At 65.6% G+C, this 17198-nt stretch carries 17 protein-coding genes and 1 tRNA gene; 13 read left to right on the top strand and 5 right to left on the bottom strand.

The features are described from left to right. Nucleotides 1-72 precede the first annotated feature (72 nt). The 8 genes from K3M67_RS00205 to K3M67_RS00170 all read left to right on the top strand — a co-directional run bounded on the left by K3M67_RS00205 (nucleotide 73) and on the right by K3M67_RS00170 (nucleotide 5849). Nucleotides 73-1086 (top strand): MarR family transcriptional regulator, encoded by a 1014-nt coding sequence (locus tag K3M67_RS00205; protein ID WP_285831964.1) that lies wholly within the window; start codon nucleotides 73-75, stop codon nucleotides 1084-1086. Nucleotides 1087-1151: 65 nt separating this feature from the next. Further along, nucleotides 1152-1227 (top strand) — tRNA-Val (locus K3M67_RS00200). 115 nt (nucleotides 1228-1342) lie between these two features. Next, a complete protein-coding gene (locus K3M67_RS00195; protein WP_157102651.1) occupies nucleotides 1343-1507 on the top strand; it encodes a hypothetical protein in 165 nt (54 codons plus the stop codon). 50 nt (nucleotides 1508-1557) lie between these two features. Beyond that, nucleotides 1558-1785: a zinc-finger domain-containing protein gene (locus tag K3M67_RS00190; RefSeq protein ID WP_066864413.1), complete on the top strand. Its 228-nt coding sequence runs from the start codon at nucleotides 1558-1560 to the stop codon at nucleotides 1783-1785. 44 nt (nucleotides 1786-1829) lie between these two features. Further along, nucleotides 1830-3272, top strand: coding sequence for a metalloprotease TldD (gene tldD, locus K3M67_RS00185; RefSeq protein ID WP_285831963.1), 1443 nt, complete (start codon nucleotides 1830-1832; stop codon nucleotides 3270-3272). A 54-nt stretch (nucleotides 3273-3326) separates the two neighbouring features. Next, the gene (locus K3M67_RS00180) at nucleotides 3327-3902 is read left to right on the top strand and encodes a DUF924 family protein (RefSeq protein WP_285831962.1); all 576 of its coding nucleotides are present in this window, start codon (nucleotides 3327-3329) and stop codon (nucleotides 3900-3902) included. 158 nt (nucleotides 3903-4060) lie between these two features. Further along, nucleotides 4061-4399, top strand: coding sequence for a P-II family nitrogen regulator (locus K3M67_RS00175; RefSeq protein WP_037476545.1), 339 nt, complete (start codon nucleotides 4061-4063; stop codon nucleotides 4397-4399). 13 nt (nucleotides 4400-4412) lie between these two features. Beyond that, nucleotides 4413-5849 (top strand): ammonium transporter, encoded by a 1437-nt coding sequence (locus K3M67_RS00170; RefSeq protein ID WP_066864421.1) that lies wholly within the window; start codon nucleotides 4413-4415, stop codon nucleotides 5847-5849. 130 nt (nucleotides 5850-5979) lie between these two features. Here the strand turns inward: K3M67_RS00170 and K3M67_RS00165 are convergent, their stop codons facing one another. The 4 genes from K3M67_RS00165 to crtY are packed head-to-tail and all read right to left on the bottom strand — an operon-like array spanning nucleotide 5980 to nucleotide 10200. Then, on the bottom strand, nucleotides 5980-6930 hold the full coding sequence (locus K3M67_RS00165; RefSeq protein WP_285831961.1) for a phytoene/squalene synthase family protein: 951 nt from the start codon (nucleotides 6928-6930) through the stop codon (nucleotides 5980-5982). A 53-nt stretch (nucleotides 6931-6983) separates the two neighbouring features. Further along, complete coding sequence (locus tag K3M67_RS00160; RefSeq protein ID WP_066864426.1) at nucleotides 6984-7565, bottom strand: LOG family protein; 582 nt, start codon at nucleotides 7563-7565, stop codon at nucleotides 6984-6986. Beyond that, nucleotides 7565-9052, bottom strand: a complete 1488-nt coding sequence (locus K3M67_RS00155; protein ID WP_066865260.1) for a phytoene desaturase — start codon at nucleotides 9050-9052, stop codon at nucleotides 7565-7567. The genes K3M67_RS00160 and K3M67_RS00155 overlap by 1 nt, the downstream gene beginning before the upstream one ends. Beyond that, entirely contained in the window at nucleotides 9052-10200 is a 1149-nt protein-coding gene (gene crtY / locus K3M67_RS00150) for a lycopene beta-cyclase CrtY (RefSeq protein ID WP_066864428.1), read from the bottom strand. The genes K3M67_RS00155 and crtY overlap by 1 nt, the downstream gene beginning before the upstream one ends. Nucleotides 10201-10275: 75 nt before the next feature. Here crtY and K3M67_RS00145 point away from each other — a divergent pair, with 75 nt between their 5' ends. Further along, nucleotides 10276-10548: a metal/formaldehyde-sensitive transcriptional repressor gene (locus K3M67_RS00145; protein WP_066864430.1), complete on the top strand. Its 273-nt coding sequence runs from the start codon at nucleotides 10276-10278 to the stop codon at nucleotides 10546-10548. Continuing rightward, nucleotides 10545-11555 (top strand): CDF family Co(II)/Ni(II) efflux transporter DmeF, encoded by a 1011-nt coding sequence (dmeF, locus tag K3M67_RS00140; RefSeq protein WP_285831960.1) that lies wholly within the window; start codon nucleotides 10545-10547, stop codon nucleotides 11553-11555. The genes K3M67_RS00145 and dmeF overlap by 4 nt, the downstream gene beginning before the upstream one ends. Before the next feature lie 67 nt (nucleotides 11556-11622). On the opposite strand, the gene K3M67_RS00135 is transcribed toward dmeF, so the two are convergent. Further along, nucleotides 11623-13953, bottom strand: a complete 2331-nt coding sequence (locus K3M67_RS00135; protein WP_285831959.1) for a TonB-dependent receptor plug domain-containing protein — start codon at nucleotides 13951-13953, stop codon at nucleotides 11623-11625. A 120-nt stretch (nucleotides 13954-14073) separates the two neighbouring features. Between K3M67_RS00135 and K3M67_RS00130 the strand changes: the two genes are divergently transcribed. The 3 genes from K3M67_RS00130 to K3M67_RS00120 all read left to right on the top strand — a co-directional run bounded on the left by K3M67_RS00130 (nucleotide 14074) and on the right by K3M67_RS00120 (nucleotide 17161). Beyond that, nucleotides 14074-15132, top strand: coding sequence for a phytase (locus K3M67_RS00130; RefSeq protein ID WP_285832958.1), 1059 nt, complete (start codon nucleotides 14074-14076; stop codon nucleotides 15130-15132). A 72-nt stretch (nucleotides 15133-15204) separates the two neighbouring features. After that, on the top strand, nucleotides 15205-16107 hold the full coding sequence (lgt, locus tag K3M67_RS00125; protein WP_198163017.1) for a prolipoprotein diacylglyceryl transferase: 903 nt from the start codon (nucleotides 15205-15207) through the stop codon (nucleotides 16105-16107). Beyond that, nucleotides 16097-17161: a class I SAM-dependent methyltransferase gene (locus K3M67_RS00120; protein ID WP_285831958.1), complete on the top strand. Its 1065-nt coding sequence runs from the start codon at nucleotides 16097-16099 to the stop codon at nucleotides 17159-17161. Before lgt ends, K3M67_RS00120 begins: the two co-directional genes overlap by 11 nt. Nucleotides 17162-17198 lie beyond the last annotated feature (37 nt).

Genomic DNA, 17198 nt, shown 5'->3' with positions numbered 1-17198 from the left:
CGGCCGAATATCCGGCTGAACCGATCCGTTCTTGCTTTAGTCTCCGGAACGAAGCTAGAACGGGATTCGGACATGACGGAAGATTTTTCCTACGCCTTGCCTGCCAGTGGCGCCTTTGTCGGCGACGCGGACCCGATCGCAGTGCGGGACGATCGCGCCGGCCTGCTGGTGGTGGGCGACCGGGTGGACCGGGATGACATCCTGCCGGTGGCCGACGCGGCCGGCCTGCGCCTGCTCGGGACGACCAGTCTGGCTGACGCCCCCGCCCGGCTCGATGACCAGACCCATTGCGACACGCTGCTGCTCTTCTGTCCCTCGGCCACCCCCACGCTGGAGCGGCTGCTGGTCCAGGTCGAAACCCAGGCGATCCAGTCGGGCACGGCCGTGATCCTCGTCGCGGGCTGGGACACGGTGGAACTCGCCTTTGCCTGTGTCCGCAGCCCCTATACCCAGTTGCTGTGCGACCCGGACCGCACCGAACTCGCCGCCGCGCTGGTGGCGGCGGGCGAGCGCCGGCCGATGCCCGGCCATGTCCATGAGATCGACCGGGAAAGCGCCCGCCTCCAGCAATTGAGCGAGGAAGTGGGCCGCCTCGCCCGCACCATCGACGCGCTGACCCAGCGCAACCGCCTGGCCACGCCCTCCTTCGACCTCGGCCCGCGAATCTCCGACCGGCCGAGCGACTATATCGGGATGCCCGCGCTCGCCCCCATCAGCGCCGCCCCGCGCCCGACGGATGCGCCCGCCATCGCCCCGCAGCAGGTGCGCGACCTGCTCCGCGCGCGCCGCATCCGCGCCGATTTCCTGCCCGGCGACCTGTTCGCCGACCCGGCCTGGGACATGCTGCTCGACCTGCTCGCCGCCCGGCTGGAGCAGGAGCGCGTGTCCGTCTCCAGCCTGTGCATCGCCGCCGCCGTGCCGCCGACCACCGCCTTGCGCTGGATTCGCACCCTGACCGACAAGGGACTGGTCGAACGACAGGCCGACCCGCAGGATGGCCGCCGCGTCTTCATCGCCCTGGCGCAGGAGACGGCCGAAGCGCTGATGCGCTGGTTCGGCGCCAGCCGCCGCCTGCTGGCCCGATGATCGCTCTGCCCGATTGACCGCTTGACCCACGGCCCGATTGCCCTAGATAGGCCCCTTCCCCACGGGGGCGATTAGCTCAGTTGGTAGAGCGTCTCGTTTACACCGAGAATGTCGGCGGTTCGAGCCCGTCATCGCCCACCATCTTCCTCGCTTAAGAAGCCTACCGGGGGACCGTACCGGCGACCCCGGCCCCATCTCCCGATGCGCAGCCGTAACATTCATCATGCAGCAAGCATGGATGCGCCATTGTTACGCAATGCAATTCGCGGTTTTCCTTGGCGGCACCCTGGCCCCGGTCCTGCTGATGCTGTCACCTTTCGCGGTGATGGCCGCCACGGACTGTACCGACGGGAAACCGGCATCCCTGGCGGTAACGGACGACAAGACGCCCTGCACGCCGCCGCGCTGGCGGCTGATGTAGGCACCGCCGCATATTGCAGCGCACCTTCGCCGCTGCTAACGCCGCTTTCCATGATCCAGCCCCCTGAAATCATCCGAGTCTCCAAGTCCCGCGTTTCCTGCGACGGATCGGGGGACATTCCCGCCGCCCTCGGCCACCCGCGCGTCTTCCTGGAGATTGACGAGCATGGCTATGTCGACTGCGGCTATTGCGACCGCCGCTTCGTGCTGATCGGCGGAGTCGCCGACAATGCCGATGTCGCGACCAAGCCGGACATCGCCTCGGGCGCCAGCCTCTAATTTTTCCATTGGGCTTGGGTCGTGCCGTCCCTATATCGGGCGGCATGACCGATCCTGTTTCGCAATTCACTGACGCCCGTGGCCTGCTCTATCGTCCGGGCCTGCTCGATCCCGATGGCGCGCGCCGCCTGACCGCGCAGGCGCTGGCCGCGTGCGACGACGGCGAACTCTATCTGCAATATCGGGCGAGCGAGAGCTTCGGCTTCGACGACGGACGATTGAAGACCGCCGACTATTCGACCGATGCGGGCTTCGGCCTGCGCGGCGTGTCGGGCGAGATGACGGGCTTCGCTCACGCCAACGACATCAGCGAGGCGGCGATCCGCAAGGCAGCCCAGACGCTTGCCCTGCTCGATCCGGCCAAGGGTCAGCCCGCACCGCCGCCGCAGCGCACCAATCGTCACCTCTATACCGACGCCAACCCGCTTGAGATCGTGCCCTTCGCCGAGAAAGTCGCGCTCTGCGCCGAGATCGACGCGGCCGCCCGCGCCCGCGACCCGCGGGTCGCTCAGGTATCGGTGAGCCTGGCGGGAAGCTGGTCGGTGGTCGAGATCGTGCGCGCCGACGGCTTCATCGCAACCGACATCCGCCCGCTGGTGCGCCTCAACGTCTCCATCATCCTGGAGGAGAATGGCCGCCGCGAAACCGGCGTGTTCGGGATTGGCGGCCGCTATCTCTACGATCAGGTGATGGACGCCCGGATCTGGAACCGTGCGATCGACGAAGCGCTGGCGCAGGCGCGCGTCAACATGCGCTCGGTCGCCGCGCCGGCGGGCGAGATGACCGTGCTGCTCGGCTCGGGCTGGCCCGGCGTGCTCGTCCATGAAGCCATCGGCCATGGCCTGGAAGGCGATTTCAATCGCAAGGGTACCAGCGCCTTTTCCGGTCGCATCGGGCAGCGCGTCGCCGCGCCCGGCGTCACGGTCGTGGACGACGGCAGCATCATGGATCGCCGCGGCTCGCTGTCGATCGACGATGAGGGCACGCCGACCCAGGAAAATATCCTGATCGAGGACGGCATCCTCAAGGGCTATATGCAGGATCGACTCAATGCCCGGCTGATGGGCGTCGCGCCGACCGGCAACGGACGTCGCGAAAGCTATGCCCATGCGCCCATGCCGCGCATGACCAACACCTTCATCAAGGGCGGCAAGGACGACCCCGAAGAATTGCTGAGCCGGATGAAGTCCGGCATCTTCGCCAAGAGCTTCGGCGGCGGTCAGGTCGACATCGTGTCGGGCAAGTTCGTCTTTTCCTGCACCGAGGCCTACAAGGTCGAGAACGGCAAGCTGGGCGACCCGATCAAGGGCGCGACCCTGATCGGTGACGGGCCGACCGCGCTCACCAAGGTGGTCGGCATCGGCCATGACTGGGCACTGGACGAAGGCATCGGCATGTGCGGCAAGGGCGGGCAGAGCGTGCCCGCCGGCGTCGGCCAGCCGAGCCTGCTGCTGGAGGGGCTGACCGTCGGCGGCACGGCGACCTGAGCCTTGGGCGGCACGAATGGCGGAACCGCCTCGCCGTCCAACGATTGAGGGAGCATGAACATGCTTACCGACAGCCACGATGCAGTGACGGCCGACTGGGCGGCGGCGTTGCTCGATTTTTGGTTCAACCAGGTCGGGGAAGCCGGATGGTGGAGCCACGATCCCGCCCTAGACAAGCTTTGTGCCGCCCGCTTCGAGACGCTCTGGGCGAAAAAGCAGGCGCTGCCACCGGATGCTTTTCTCGACCGGGCCGACGATGCCCTCGCCGCCGTGCTGTTGTTCGACCAGCTCCCCCGCAACATGTTCCGCGGCGCGGCGCAGGCGTTCGCCACCGACGCACTCGCACGGGGCGTGGCGCGCGGCGCGATTGCCCAGGGCTATGACATCCAGATCGGCGGCGCCGGGCGCCTGTTCTTCTATATGCCTTTCCAGCACAGCGAGGCGCTGGAGGATCAGCAATTGTCGCTGACCCTGTTCGAAGGCGCCGGAGACCCGCAGTCGCTGGAGTTCGCCCGCGAGCATCATTCGATCATCGCCCGTTTCGGCCGGTTTCCGCATCGCAATGACGCGCTAGGGCGCGAAACACGACCAGAGGAACGGGAAGCGGCCTCACACGGCCTGCACTGGTAGCGCCTGTCCTGCCCATTTTTTAGGCAGCATCCATCTGCTGCCCAATTTTTTGGCGCTGCAACATGTGCCGTCGCACCGAAGCCCCGCATTAACCCGCCTTTGACAATTTGGCACGCCTCTTGCTGGTAGTGGTCCGCACACCAGTAACAGGGGGCGACATGAAACTTGTCATGGCTATCATCAAGCCGTTCAAGTTGGACGATGTCCGCGAGGCACTTTCCTCGCTCGGCATCGCCGGCATGACGGTCAGCGAAGTGAAGGGCTTTGGTCGCCAGAAGGGCCAGACCGAAATCTACCGCGGCGCCGAATATTCGACCAACATGGTTCCCAAGATCAAGGTCGAGGTGGTCTGCGACGACGATCTCGCGCCGCGCGTCGTGGAAGCGACACAGGCCGCGGCCAATTCGGGCGCCATCGGCGATGGCAAGATTTTCGTCCTCGACGTCGGTCAGGCGGTGCGTATCCGCACCGGCGAAACCGGCGAAACCGCGCTGTAAGAAGGGGGAAATAATGACCTTTTCCAAGAAACTCTGCGGGGTGGCGGGGGCGCTTGGCCTTTCCCTGCTCGCCGCATCTCCGGCGCTTGCCGCCGCAGGCCCGATCAAGGCGCCGGATGCTGCGGCCATGGCCGGCATGGTCAACAAGGGCGACGTCGCCTGGATGCTGATTTCCGCCGCGCTGGTGCTGATGATGTCGGTCCCTGGCCTCGCCCTGTTCTACGGCGGCCTGGTACGCACCAAGAATATGCTGAGCGTCCTGATGCAGGTGTTCATGATCGTGTCCGTCGCGGGTCTGGTCTGGGCCTGCTGGGGCTATTCGATGGCCTTCACCTCCACCAGCACTCCAGTGCCGTGGCTGGTCGGCGGCCTGGACAAGGCATTCCTGATGAACGTCAGCAGTTCGACCTATGCCGCGACGTTCAGCAACAATCTGTATCTGCCCGAACTGGTGTTCGTGGTCTTCCAGATGACCTTCGCGATGATCACCCCAGCCCTCATCGTCGGCGCTTTCGCCGAACGCGTGAAGTTCTCGGCGCTGATCGTCTTCGTCGTGCTGTGGCTGACCATCGTCTATTTCCCGATGGCGCACATGGTATGGTACTGGGCCGGCCCGGACTTCCTGGCTGACGCACCGACCGACGCCGGCCTGCTCTGGGGCTGGGGCGCGCTCGACTTCGCGGGCGGCACCGTCGTCCACATCAATGCCGGTATCGCCGGCCTGGTGGGCTGCCTCATCATCGGCAAGCGCATCGGCTTCCCCAAGGAACCCATGCCTCCCCACTCGCTGACCATGACCATGATCGGCGCCTCGCTGCTGTGGGTCGGCTGGTTCGGTTTCAACGCCGGCTCCAACCTGGAAGCCAATGCCGTCACCGGCGTCGCCTTCATCAACACCATGCTCGCCACCTGCGCGGCGGCCGTCAGCTGGGCGCTGGTCGAACAGTTCCACCATGGCAAGCCTTCGCTGCTGGGCGCCGTGACTGGTGCGGTTGCCGGCCTCGTCGCGATCACCCCGGCCGCTGGCCTGGGCGCGCCGATGACCTCGATCGTGCTGGGTCTGGTCGTTTCGCCGATCTGCTACATCTTCGTCGCCTTCGTGAAGGGCAAGATGGGGTATGACGACAGCCTGGACGTGTTCGGCGTCCACTGCATCGGCGGCATCGTCGGTGCGATCGCCACCGGCATCGTCGCGGCGCCGTCGCTGGGCGGCCAGGGCGTGTTCGACTACACCGTCTTCCCGGCCGGCTTCAACGCCGACAGCTACTCGATCGCGACCCAGGTCGTCACGCAGATCAAGGCGGTGCTCTTCACCCTGGTCTATTCGGGCGTGCTGAGCGCGGTGCTCTACTTCGTGATCGACAAGACCATGGGTCTGCGTCCGAGCGCCGATGCCGAGCAGGAAGGTCTCGACCTCTCCAGCCACGGCGAACGCGCCTACAACTACTGAGTTTGGCAGGGCGGCCCGCCAGACGGGCAAGGGCCGCCCGCCTCACCTTGTTCCTCCTGCGAACATGCCTCGGGCCGGTACGAAAGTACCGGCCCATTTTTTCGTCGGGAGGCCATCGGCCCCGCGGAAATCAGCGGGCCCGGGTCCACAGATCGGCGGAGCGGGGGCTGGCGGCCGGCCAGTGCCCGGCCCGGCCGGGCACCTGAAGCCCGGCGCGGATCACCCAGCCCAGCTTCTCGCGCCTGAGTGTCACCACGCGATGGTCCCAGGCCTGTTCGCCCCGGCGTGCGACCTCACGGGCGATGTCGCCATAGATGCCGGCGGCGGCCAGAACCGCCCAGGCGGCGCGCGCCGGCAAGACACCCGTACCGTGGCGGGCGCTTTCTTCATAAGCGGCAGCCATGTCGGCCAGCCGGCGCGCAAGGACCGCGAGGCGCGGTCGCGCCCAGGGCTTCATATGCTCGCCCGGCGGAATATCCATCTCCACCAGCCACTCCTCGGGCAGGTAACAGCGGTCCGCCGCCTCATCCTCGCTGATGTCGCGCGCGATATTGGCGAGCTGGAAGGCGAGGCCTAGGTCGCAGGCACGGTCGAGCGTCGCCTCATCCGCCGGATCGACGCCCATCAGCACCGCCATCATGCAGCCGACCGCGCCGGCGACATGATAGCAATAGCGCAGCATGTCGGCCTCGCTGCGCGGGCGCCAGTCGCGCGCGTCGAGCGCGAAACCTTCGATCAGGTCATGGGCATAGCGGTCCGGGATCGCGCATTCGCGCATCACGACGCCGAAACCGTCAAAGGCCGGATCGCCGGTCCGATCTCCTCGCAGCGCCGCGTCGGTGAGCACCCGAATGGTCGATAGCCGCGCCTGCCCGTCGGCGACGCCCCGCAGCGTGCCGCCATGGTCCTGCCCATCGGCAATGTCGTCGCACTTGCGGCACCAGGCATAGAGCAGCCAGGCGCGTTCGCGGGTCTGCCGGTCGAACAGCTTGGACGCCATGGCGAAGGATTTGGAACCGCGTGCGATGCTGTCGCGGGCATGAGCGACGAGGGCGGCACGGTCTGGAGAAACGGTGGACATACCCGTCCCATGCCCTGCCCGGCCCGGAAAGTCACCCGGACTTGGCTAACGGATCATAACCGATCCGCCTTCATCGCGAAAATCGTCTCGTGCGGCTGATAGGCCGCCATCGCGTCCACAAGCGCCTCGATACTGTCCTGATGGATCAGGATGCCGGCATGTTGCGCGCGAATGAAGCCGGCCTCCACCATCTGGCGGTTGAAGCCGATCAGCTGGTCGTAGAAGCCGGCGACGTTGAGCAGGCCGACCGGCTTTTGATGATAGCCCAGCTGCGCCCAGCTGATCGCTTCCCACAGTTCGTCCATCGTGCCGACGCCGCCGGGCAGCGTCACGAAGCCGTCGGACAGGTCGGTGAAGAGCTGCTTGCGCTGGTGCATGGTCTGCACGACGTGCAGTTCCGTGCAGCCACGGTGCGCGACTTCGGCGCCGACCAGCGCCTCGGGGATCACGCCGATCACCTCGCCGCCCGCCTCCAGCGCTGCGTCCGCCACCGCGCCCATGAGGCCGAGGCGTCCGCCGCCATAGACGACGCCGATGCCCCGCCCGGCCAGCGTGCGCCCGACGTGGCGCGCCGCGTCGACATAAGTGAGATCGGCCGGCGTCGCCGACCCGCAATAGACCGCCAGTCTCTTCATCATATCCTGCCCAGATCGTCCAGCATCAGCGCTGCGGTCGCCTTGGCGCTGCCCACCACGCCGGGGATGCCCGCGCCGGGATGGGTGCCGGCCCCTACCAGATAGAGGTTGGGAATGACATCGTCGCGATTGTGCGCGCGGAACCAGGCGCTCTGGGTCAGCAGCGGTTCCAGGCTGAAGGCGCTGCCCATGTGGGCGTTCAGGTCGCGCCCGAAATCGCTGGGCGCATAATGGAATCGGGTGACGATCCGCGATCTGATGTCCGGGATCAGCCGGTGCTGGATCTCGTCCAGGATGCGTTCGGCATAGGCCGGGGCGAACTGGTCCCAGTCGATCGGAAGCTTGCCCATGTGCGGCACGGGCGCGAGCGCGTAGAAGGTCGAATGGCCTTCCGGCGCCATCGACGGGTCGGTGACGGTGGGATGATGCAGATAGAGCGAGAAATCCTGCGGCAGCACGCCATGATCGTAGATGTCGGTGAGCAGCCCTTCATACCGCGGCCCGAACAGGATCATATGGTGCGGGATGCCCGGCCAGCTGCCCTTGATGCCGAAATGCAGCACGAACAGGCTGGGCGACCAGCGTTTCTGCGCCAGCTTTTCCCCCTGCTTCGCGCCGCGCGGATGATGGGCGAGCAGATCGCGATAGCTGTGCATCAGGTCGGCATTGGTGGCGATGGCGTCCGCCTCCCCGCGCCAGCCCGACGCGGTGTGGACCGCCGTCGCCTTGTCCCCATAGGTTTCGATGCGGGTGACGGCGTCACCCAGCCGCAGCGTGCCGCCCAGCCGCTCGAAATGGGTCGCCATGCCATGCACCAGCCGGTTGGTGCCGCCTTTGGCGAACCAGACCCCACCATCCTTTTCCAGCTTGTGAATGAGGGCGTAGATGGCGCTGGTCTTCATCGGATTGCCGCCAACCAGCAGCGTGTGAAAGGACAGTGCCTCGCGAAGCTTCTCGTTCTTCACATGGGATGCGACGATGGAATAGACCGAGCGCCAAGCCTGATATCTGGCAAGCGAGGGCGCCGCCTTGATCATGGAGGCGAAGTCGAGGAAGGCGACCGAGCCGAGCTTGCGATAGCCCTCCTCAAAGACGCCGGCGGCATAATCGCAGAAGCGGTCATAGCCCGCGACATCGGCGGGATCGAGCTTCGCTATTTCGGCGCGCAGCGCGACTTCATTGTTGGAATAGTCGAAATTGGTGCCGTCACGCCAGTTGAGCCGGTAGAAGGGCGACACCGGCATCAGCGTGACATCCTGCGCCATGTCATGTCCCGACAGGCGCCACAGTTCGGCCAGGCAATCGGGATCGGTGATGACGGTCGGGCCGGCATCGAAGGTGAAGCCGTCCCTTTCCCACATATAGGCGCGCCCGCCGGGACGGTCGCGCGCCTCCACCAGGGTCGTGTCGATGCCGGCAGATTGCAGGCGGATGGCAAGCGCCAGGCCGCCAAAGCCCGCGCCGATGACGATCGCAGTCCTGTTCATCAGGCGGGCGCATTCCACAATGTTCGCATGGCATCCCTTATGGGCACGGGTGGGCGTCCGCACAAGATGCGGATGCGATCGGACAGCGTCGAACGGCCAGCATAGAAACGCTGGATCAAATCCGGGCCGAGGCGGTAGAAACGCGCGAATATGCGCCAGCGCTGGTCGGGCCGGGCGGCGCCGAATAGCATCCGGCCCAGCAGCCGATAATAGCCGCCCCGCCGCCAATGCGCGGCCGCATGGACGCGGGTGGCGGCAGGAAGGCCGTCCAGGGGCTGGTCCGCCAGCCAGAGCGCGAATCGGACGGCGTCGGGCAGCGAATAGCCGGTCATCGGCTGGAACAGCCCGGCGCGAACACCGGCGCGGGCGACCTTATCCTCTTTGGGCCAGTAGCGATCGAAGTCGCCGCCATGGACGACGGGCAGAACGCCCTGCTCGCGATGGACCAGGTCGGCGCGCCATCCCTTGTCTCGCGCATAGGCAGCGATTCGGGCGTCCAGAGCCGGGACGTCCAGGGCTGGCGAATTGCTGTAATAGGTATCCTCGACGAAGATTGTCCGCTCGTCCCAGGGCAGCAGATAGACGAAGCGGTAGCCGTCCTCCTGCTCCACGGTCGCGTCCATGATGACCGGGCGATCGATGCCGTGTGGCGCATCGCAGCGCAACGCGTGGCCGACGAATTTCTGCCAGCCGCAGCGCAGCGCGGACAGATCCCCCGCCCCGCGCGCGTCGATGACGGCGCTGGCGCGGATCGTCCGTCCGTCGGCCAGCACGACATGGTCGGGCGCGATGCCGCCCGCTTGCGCCCCGGTCAGCAGGCGATCCCCCAGCACAGTCCTAAGATGGACAGCGAACTGGACAGTTGTGACGCTGTTATAGGGGGTGTCCAGACGCCGGGCCTGGCCGGGAAAGCGGACCTCATGCCCCTGAGGCCAGCGATGGGCGACCATGGGGTCGACCAGCCACCGGTCCTTCTTCGCCACATCGCCGTCGAAGAAGGACCAGACATGGTTGCCGCCCGGCTGCTCCCCCTGTTCGACGAGCAGCAACCGCACGTCGGGTCGCAGCGCCGTGAAGGCGAGCGCGATCAGCCCACCCGCCAGCCCGCCGCCGACGATCACCAGGTCACAATCCAGATCCTTTGCCATATGCCCCTGTTAGGACAAATCACCCCACGATCCACCCCTTGGCGCGCATCCAAATATAGTATAGGGGGGTACCCTATGCACATTATTGCGGATCGAGACAAGCTGCTGGCGCGGGTGCGCCGGATCGCCGGACAGGTCGCCGCCGTCGAGCGGCAGCTGGCGGGCGACGCGGGCTGTTCGGAGACGCTCCAGCTGGTGGCGTCCGTGCGCGGCGCGGTCGGCAGCCTGATGGAGGAACTGATCGAGCAGCATATGCGCGAGCATGTCGCAAGGCCGGGCCTCACCGATGAAGCCCGCGCGGCAGCGACCGAGGAAATGCTGGCACTGATCCGCCGTTACGGGAAATGACGATGCACGACGATCACCGCCATAAGCATGGGCATGAGCATGGACACGACCATGGACATCATCATGGCCATGAACCTGCCGCCGCCGTTTCGGACGACACGGACGAAAGCCACTATTTCGACCATATCTATCTGAGCGCGGGACATGACCAGAATGCGAAGCGCACGCTCTGGGTCGTCTGGCTGACCGCCGCGACGATGGTCGTGGAGATCGTCTTCGGCTGGATCACCGGATCGATGGCGCTGCTGGCCGACGGCTTTCACATGGCGACCCATGCGGGCGCGCTGGCGGTGGCGGCGGCGGCCTATGGCTATGCCAAACGGCACGCCCGCAATCCGCGCTACACCTTCGGCACGGGGAAAGTCGGCGATCTGGCCGGCTTCGCCTCCGCACTGCTGCTGGGCGTCACCGCCCTGTTCATCGCCGTCGAATCGGCGCTGCGCTTCCTCCAGCCCATCCATGTCGCCTTTGGCGAGGCAACGCTGGTGGCGGTCGTGGGTCTGGTAATCAACATCATCAGCGCCTTCCTGCTGGGCCACGACCATAGCCATGACCATGGCCATGGCCATGATCACGGCCACGATCATGGCCACGATCATGGCCATGCCGACAACAACCTGCGCGCCGCCTATATCCATGTATTGACCGACGCGCTGACATCGGTGCTGGCAATCGCGGCGCTGCTGGCCGGTCGCTATCTGGGCTGGTGGTGGATGGACCCGGCGGTCGGCCTGCTGGGCGCGGTAGTCATCGCGCGCTGGGCCTGGGGGCTGATGAAGGACACCGCCGCCATCCTGCTCGACACCGCAGAGCCCGCGCTGATGGCGACCGTGCGGCGCGAAACGGAGGCGGAGGGCGCAACCATCCGCGACCTGCATGTCTGGCGCATCGGCCCGCACGCCCATGCCGCCATCATCAGCCTGGCCCCCGGCGCGGACGGCATGGCGGTCCGCAGGCGGGTGCGCGCGCTGCCCCGCATGGAGCATGTCACGGTCGAGTGCGCCTGACCCCCTTCGCCACGGAAAAGGGGCCGCGCATGGCGCGGCCCCTCCCCGTTCCGATATTGCGCTGAGGTCAGAAGGCCATGCGCGCCATGATCTGGAATACCGGTCCGGCCTTTTCGCTTTCCAGCTCATATTCGTCGAAGTCGCGGTCCAGCTGGTCGGCCAGATTGTCGAACTTGTTGAACGTCTCGCGCTTGGCGCCGTTCAGCAGGTTCGATCCGACGGCGCGGATGGTGAATTTCTTGCCGAAGCGCTTTTCGACGAAGACTTCCAGTTCCGCGCCATAGGTGGTGGTGACTTCTTCCGAGATCACCCGGCTATAGGCCGCGCCCTGCTTGCGATAGGTGGCGCCGAACGCCGCACCGAAGGTCGGGAAGTCCTGGATGAAGCCGAAATTATAGACATATTTCGACTGGTTGTTGAACCGGCGCTTGCCCAGTTCATCGGTGATCTCGCTGTCCAGCCAGGATGCGTTGCCGAACAGGCCGGTATTGGGCAGGCCGATGAAGCCGAGGTCGGTCGACAGGTCGAATTCGATGCCATAGACCTTGCCATCGCCGACATTCATCGGCGTGTAGACGAAGGTGCCCGCGCCTTCGGACCCTTCCTCGCCGGTGTTGGTCAGCTCGATCAGATCCGTGACGTCGCGGTAGAAGAAGTTGACGCCGACGATGCCGCGGCTCCCCATGCGATGCTCATAGCCGATGTCGAAGCCCCAGGCGCTTTCCGGGTCGAGCAGCGGATTGCCGAGCAGGTCGCTGTCGCCGACTTCCTCTTCCAGCGTCGCAGGGAGGATATAATCGAATTGCGGGCGACGCAGCGTGCGGGCGACCGAACCGATGATGCGGTCCTTGTCCGTCAGCGACAGTTTGAAGGACGCCGACGGCAGGAACTTGCCATAGCTGTTCGACTGATTGGCGATGTCGTCGTCGACGGTATAGTCGGTCACGCGCACCTTGGTATGTTCGTAGCGCAGGCCTGCTTCCCACTTGAAGCTACCCGTGTCGCCCTCGACCAGAGCGAAGGCGTCGCGACGCTTTTCCCTGATGCGGCTGTCGCCGCCATCGGTCGCTTCCAGATCCTCGAAATCGCCGGCAAGGTCGGTCGGGTTCTGGCTGAACTGATCCCAGTCGAAGCTGCCGGTGCCTTCCTGATCCGCCTCGAAAATGCCGGTGCGGCGGGTCTTGTCCTGGTAGAAGCCGCCGAAGACGAACTTCATCGTCTCGCCGAGCGGCACCTCATGCTCCAGCTTGACCGAAAATTCCTGGTCCTTGATGTCGGTCTGCGTCAGCGCGCCTTCGAATTCCGGGTCGTCGCCGTCGTCCACATCGAAGCCGATCTCATATTCGGTCTCGGTCCGGTCCTCGACGAACTTGGCGTAACCCACGCGCAGCGAGGTCTTGCCCGCCGCCCAGTCCTGGGTGAGCTTGCCGTCGATCGAGAAATTCTCCTGGTCGATCTTCGCCACATTGGCATTGTCGCTCAGTAGGTTGCCGTCAGGCACTGGGCCGGTGACGGCGGTCGCGTCGTCATATTCGAAGCTGCGCTCATTCTCCGTCCGGTCGGTCTTCACATAGAAGCCGTTGAGCTTGAAATTGGTGTCGCCCGCGTCGATCTCGTAGCTGCCGTTGAAGCTGTAATCCTTGCCGTCGCGGGTGTCGCGCTGGTCCTCGCGATTGTCGAAATCGTCGGTGGCGTAATCCGCGTTGTTTTCAGGCGAATCGCCGTAGCGCAGGCTCTTCTTCTGCTTTGGATTGTGACGGCCCTGAAGGTTGCCGCCCAGCAGCAGGCGGCCCGGACCGACTGCGCCGCCCCAGACGAAGCCCAGGCTCGGTTCCAGTTCATTGTCGTCATAGAGCAGGCCGCCGGCGCGGACATAGCCGCCGTTCAGCTCATAGCCGTCGCGCAGGTTGATGTTGAGCGTGCCCGCGATCGCGTCGCCGGTGCGGCGGGCGGAGGAGGAGCGGACGATCTCGACGCTGTCGATCAATTCGGCCGGGATGCGGTCCATGAAGAAGCTGCGGTCGGCCGAGGAGCCCGGCACGCGCTCGCCATTGATGAGGATCTGGGTATAGCCCGGCGGCAGGCCGCGCATCTGCGGCGCGTCGCTTTCGAGCACATCCGACAGGAAGGTGACGGACGGCACGCGCTTGAGCGCGTCGCCGGCGGTCAGCGGCTCGAAGCGCTGGAAATATTCGGTGCCATATTTCAGCACCGGTTCGGGCGTGTCGGTGCGGTCGCGATAGCCGATGCCGGCGATGACGACGATGTCAGCCGCCTGGGTGATCGGGCCGTCGGTCCGGGCGACCTCATCATTGGCGGCGGGCGCCTGGGCAAGAGCAGGAGAAGAAATCAGCGCCAGCGAGGCGCAACCAAGCATCAGCCACTTATTCGCGACCATATATGCCCCCAATCCTAGAAGAGAAAAATTGACCTTCGGACCATTTCTTGTATTCGGCCCGTCGCCATGCGCCGCTAGGAGTTATTCATGACCGGATCGCGAAAGAAATATTACATTTCAATGATTTCCTGTTTCACTTTTGTGACACTTGCTGGCTGCGCCACTGGCCAAAAGGAAATTCCGGTCGCGGTCCGCATCGCCAACGCCACCCCCGCCGTCTCCGTCACCGCGCGCGGTGAGACCACGCCGGTCGGCACCCCCAATGCCGACGCCGCCGACGATCCGGCGATCTGGCGCAACGCCGCCGATCCGGCGCAGAGCCTGATCGTGGGCACCGACAAGAAGGCGGGCCTTCATGTCTATGGCCTGGACGGCAGGAACCGGGACTTTCTGGATGCGGGTCGGGTCAACAATGTCGACCTGAAGGATGGCGTGGTCATCAACGGCGCGCCCGGCATCCTGGTCGCCGCCAGCGACCGCAACGACATCGCCAACGCGAAGGTCGCTCTGTTCCGGCTCGATCCCGCGACGGCGAAGCTGACCGCCATCGGCAAGATCGACGGGGGCAAGGGCGAAGCCTATGGCATATGCCTCGGTCGCGACGCGAGCGGCCTGTCGGCGTTCATCGTGCTGAAGGACGGGACGATCAACCAGATCGCGCTCGACGCGACCGGCGCGACGCCGACCGGCAGGGTCGTCCGCAGCATGAAGCTGGGCACCCAGTCGGAAGGCTGCGCCGTCGACGACCGCACCGGCACGCTCTATGTCGCGGAGGAGGATGTCGGGCTTTGGCGGTTCGACGCGCGCGCGACCGGCGCCACCACACCCAAGAAGATCGCGGCGGCGGACGGCAAGAATCTGGTGATGGATGCCGAAGGCGTCGCCATTGCGCCCATCGGCGAGAAGGACGGCTATGTCCTCGTCTCCAGCCAGGGCGACAATGCCTATGTCCTCTATCGCCTGTCCGACGATAGCTATGTCGGCCGCTTCCGCGTCGTCGATGGCAGCATCGGCGGGTCGGAGGAAACCGATGGAATCGAACTGATGCTGGGCGATTTCGGCCCCGCCTATCCCGGCGGCCTCTTCATCGCGCAGGACGGCCACAACGCCGCGGCGGCGCAGAATTTCAAGCTGGTGACCTGGGATGACATCGTGAAGGCGCTCGGCCTGCCCCGATGACGAGAAGAAGGGCGGGGCGCATCCCGGCGCCCCGCCCTTCACACCCCCTTGGTCTTGGCAATCCCATGCTCTATGGGGTCAACCCTGTCCAACCAGAGGGAAGCCGATTTGATCCTGGACCTTGCCGCCGCCGCTTCGAGCGCGATCCGCTTTGAAGATCTGGGGCTGGACCCCGTCGCCCTCGACCTCGGCTTCTTCACGCTGAAATGGTACAGCCTCGCCTATCTGGCGGGCATATTGATCGGCTACTGGTATCTGCTGAAACTGGTCGCCCAGCCCGGATCGCCGATGGCGCGCCGTCATGCCGACGACATGATCTTCTACGCGACGCTGGGCATCATCATCGGCGGGCGGCTGGCCTATGTGATCTTCTACCAGCCCGAAATCCTGCGCAATCCGCTGGATATCTTCAAACTGTGGAATGGCGGCATGTCCTTCCATGGCGGGGCGATCGGCGTTTCGCTCGGCATCCTCTACATGGCGTGGAAGGAAAAGCTGAGCTGGCTGCGCATCCACGACTATGTCGCCTGCTGCGTGCCCTTCGGCCTGTTCTTCGGCCGCCTCGCCAATTTCGTGAACGGCGAACTGTGGGGCAAGGAGACGGACGTGCCCTGGGCGATCATCTTCCCCACCGGCGGCCCCTTCCCCCGTCATCCAAGCCAGCTCTATGAAGCCGTGCTGGAAGGCCTGGTCCTGTTCCTGATCCTCGCCTTCGCCTTCTGGAAGACCCGCGCCCGCTACAAGCCGGGTATGCTGGTCGGCATCTTCGTGTTCGGCTATGGCTGCTTCCGCTTCGCGATCGAATATGTCCGCGAAGCCGATGCCCAGCTGATGGAATTTGCCGCCCGCACCGGCCTGCACATGGGCCAGTGGCTGTGCATTCCCATGATCCTGGGCGGCCTTTACCTGATCGTCACCGCCAAGGGTCGCCGCCTGCGGGTCGAGCCGATCGCGGGAACCGAGAGTGTCGCCTGAACCCCTGTCGCTGGCCGAGCGGCTGGCGCGGCAGATCGCCTCGGGCGGACCCATCTCGATCGCCCATTATATCGGCGAGGCGAACCAGCATTATTATGCGACCCGCGATCCGCTGGGCGCAGGCGGCGACTTCACCACCGCGCCGGAAATCAGCCAGATGTTCGGCGAACTGGTCGGCCTCGCCCTGACCGATGTCTGGATGCGGTCGGGCCGGCGGCCGGACGCGGCCTATGTCGAGCTGGGGCCGGGGCGCGGCACGCTGGCATCGGATGCGCTGCGGGCGATGGAGCGCGCGGCGATCGCGCCCAAGGTCCATCTGGTCGAAACCAGCCCCACCCTGCGCGACCGGCAGCGCGCGTTGCTCCCCCATGTCGTCCATCACGACCGCATCGACACTTTGCCCGATCAGGGACCGCTGCTGGTCGTGGCCAACGAGTTTTTCGATGCCCTGCCCGTGCGCCAGTGTATCCGTGTCGGGGAGGAATGGCGCGAGCGGGTCGTCATCGCGCGTGAGGAAGAAGGGCGCTTCATTCCGGTCGCGGGCTATCGCCGCATCGAATCGGGCCTGCCGCCAATGGCAGCCGAAGCGCCGGAGGGCGCGATCATCGAGTCCCCGATCGTCGGGGCGGAAATCGCCTATGCCCTGGCCCATCGCATCGCGCGACAGGGCGGCGCGGCGATCCTGATCGACTATGGCTATGAAGGGCCGGCGCTGGGCGACACGTTGCAGGCGGTGAAGGCGCACCGCTTCGCCGATCCCTTCGCTGATCCGGGCGAGGCGGACCTTACCACCCATGTCGATTTCACCATGCTTGGCAATATGGCGCGGCAGGCCGGGCTGCGGGTCCATGGTCCGGTCGGCCAGGGCGACTTCCTGCGCCAGCTCGGCATCGACGCCCGCGCCGAGCAACTGGCTCGCACCGCGCCCGCGCGGGCGGCGGAGGTGGAGGCGGCCCGCGCCCGGCTGACCGACGGGGAAGCGATGGGCACGCTGTTCAAGGCGATGGCCTGGACGCACCCGGACTGGACTGACCCGGCGGGGTTCGAGCGATAGTCCGAGAGAGAGAGAGAGAGAGAGAGAGAGAGAGCGT

The sequence above is a fragment of the Sphingobium sp. V4 genome (assembly GCF_029590555.1).
Classification (GTDB): domain Bacteria; phylum Pseudomonadota; class Alphaproteobacteria; order Sphingomonadales; family Sphingomonadaceae; genus Sphingobium.
Note: the sequence above shows the minus strand (reverse complement) of the source record. Positions and strands in the feature narration are given on the sequence as shown.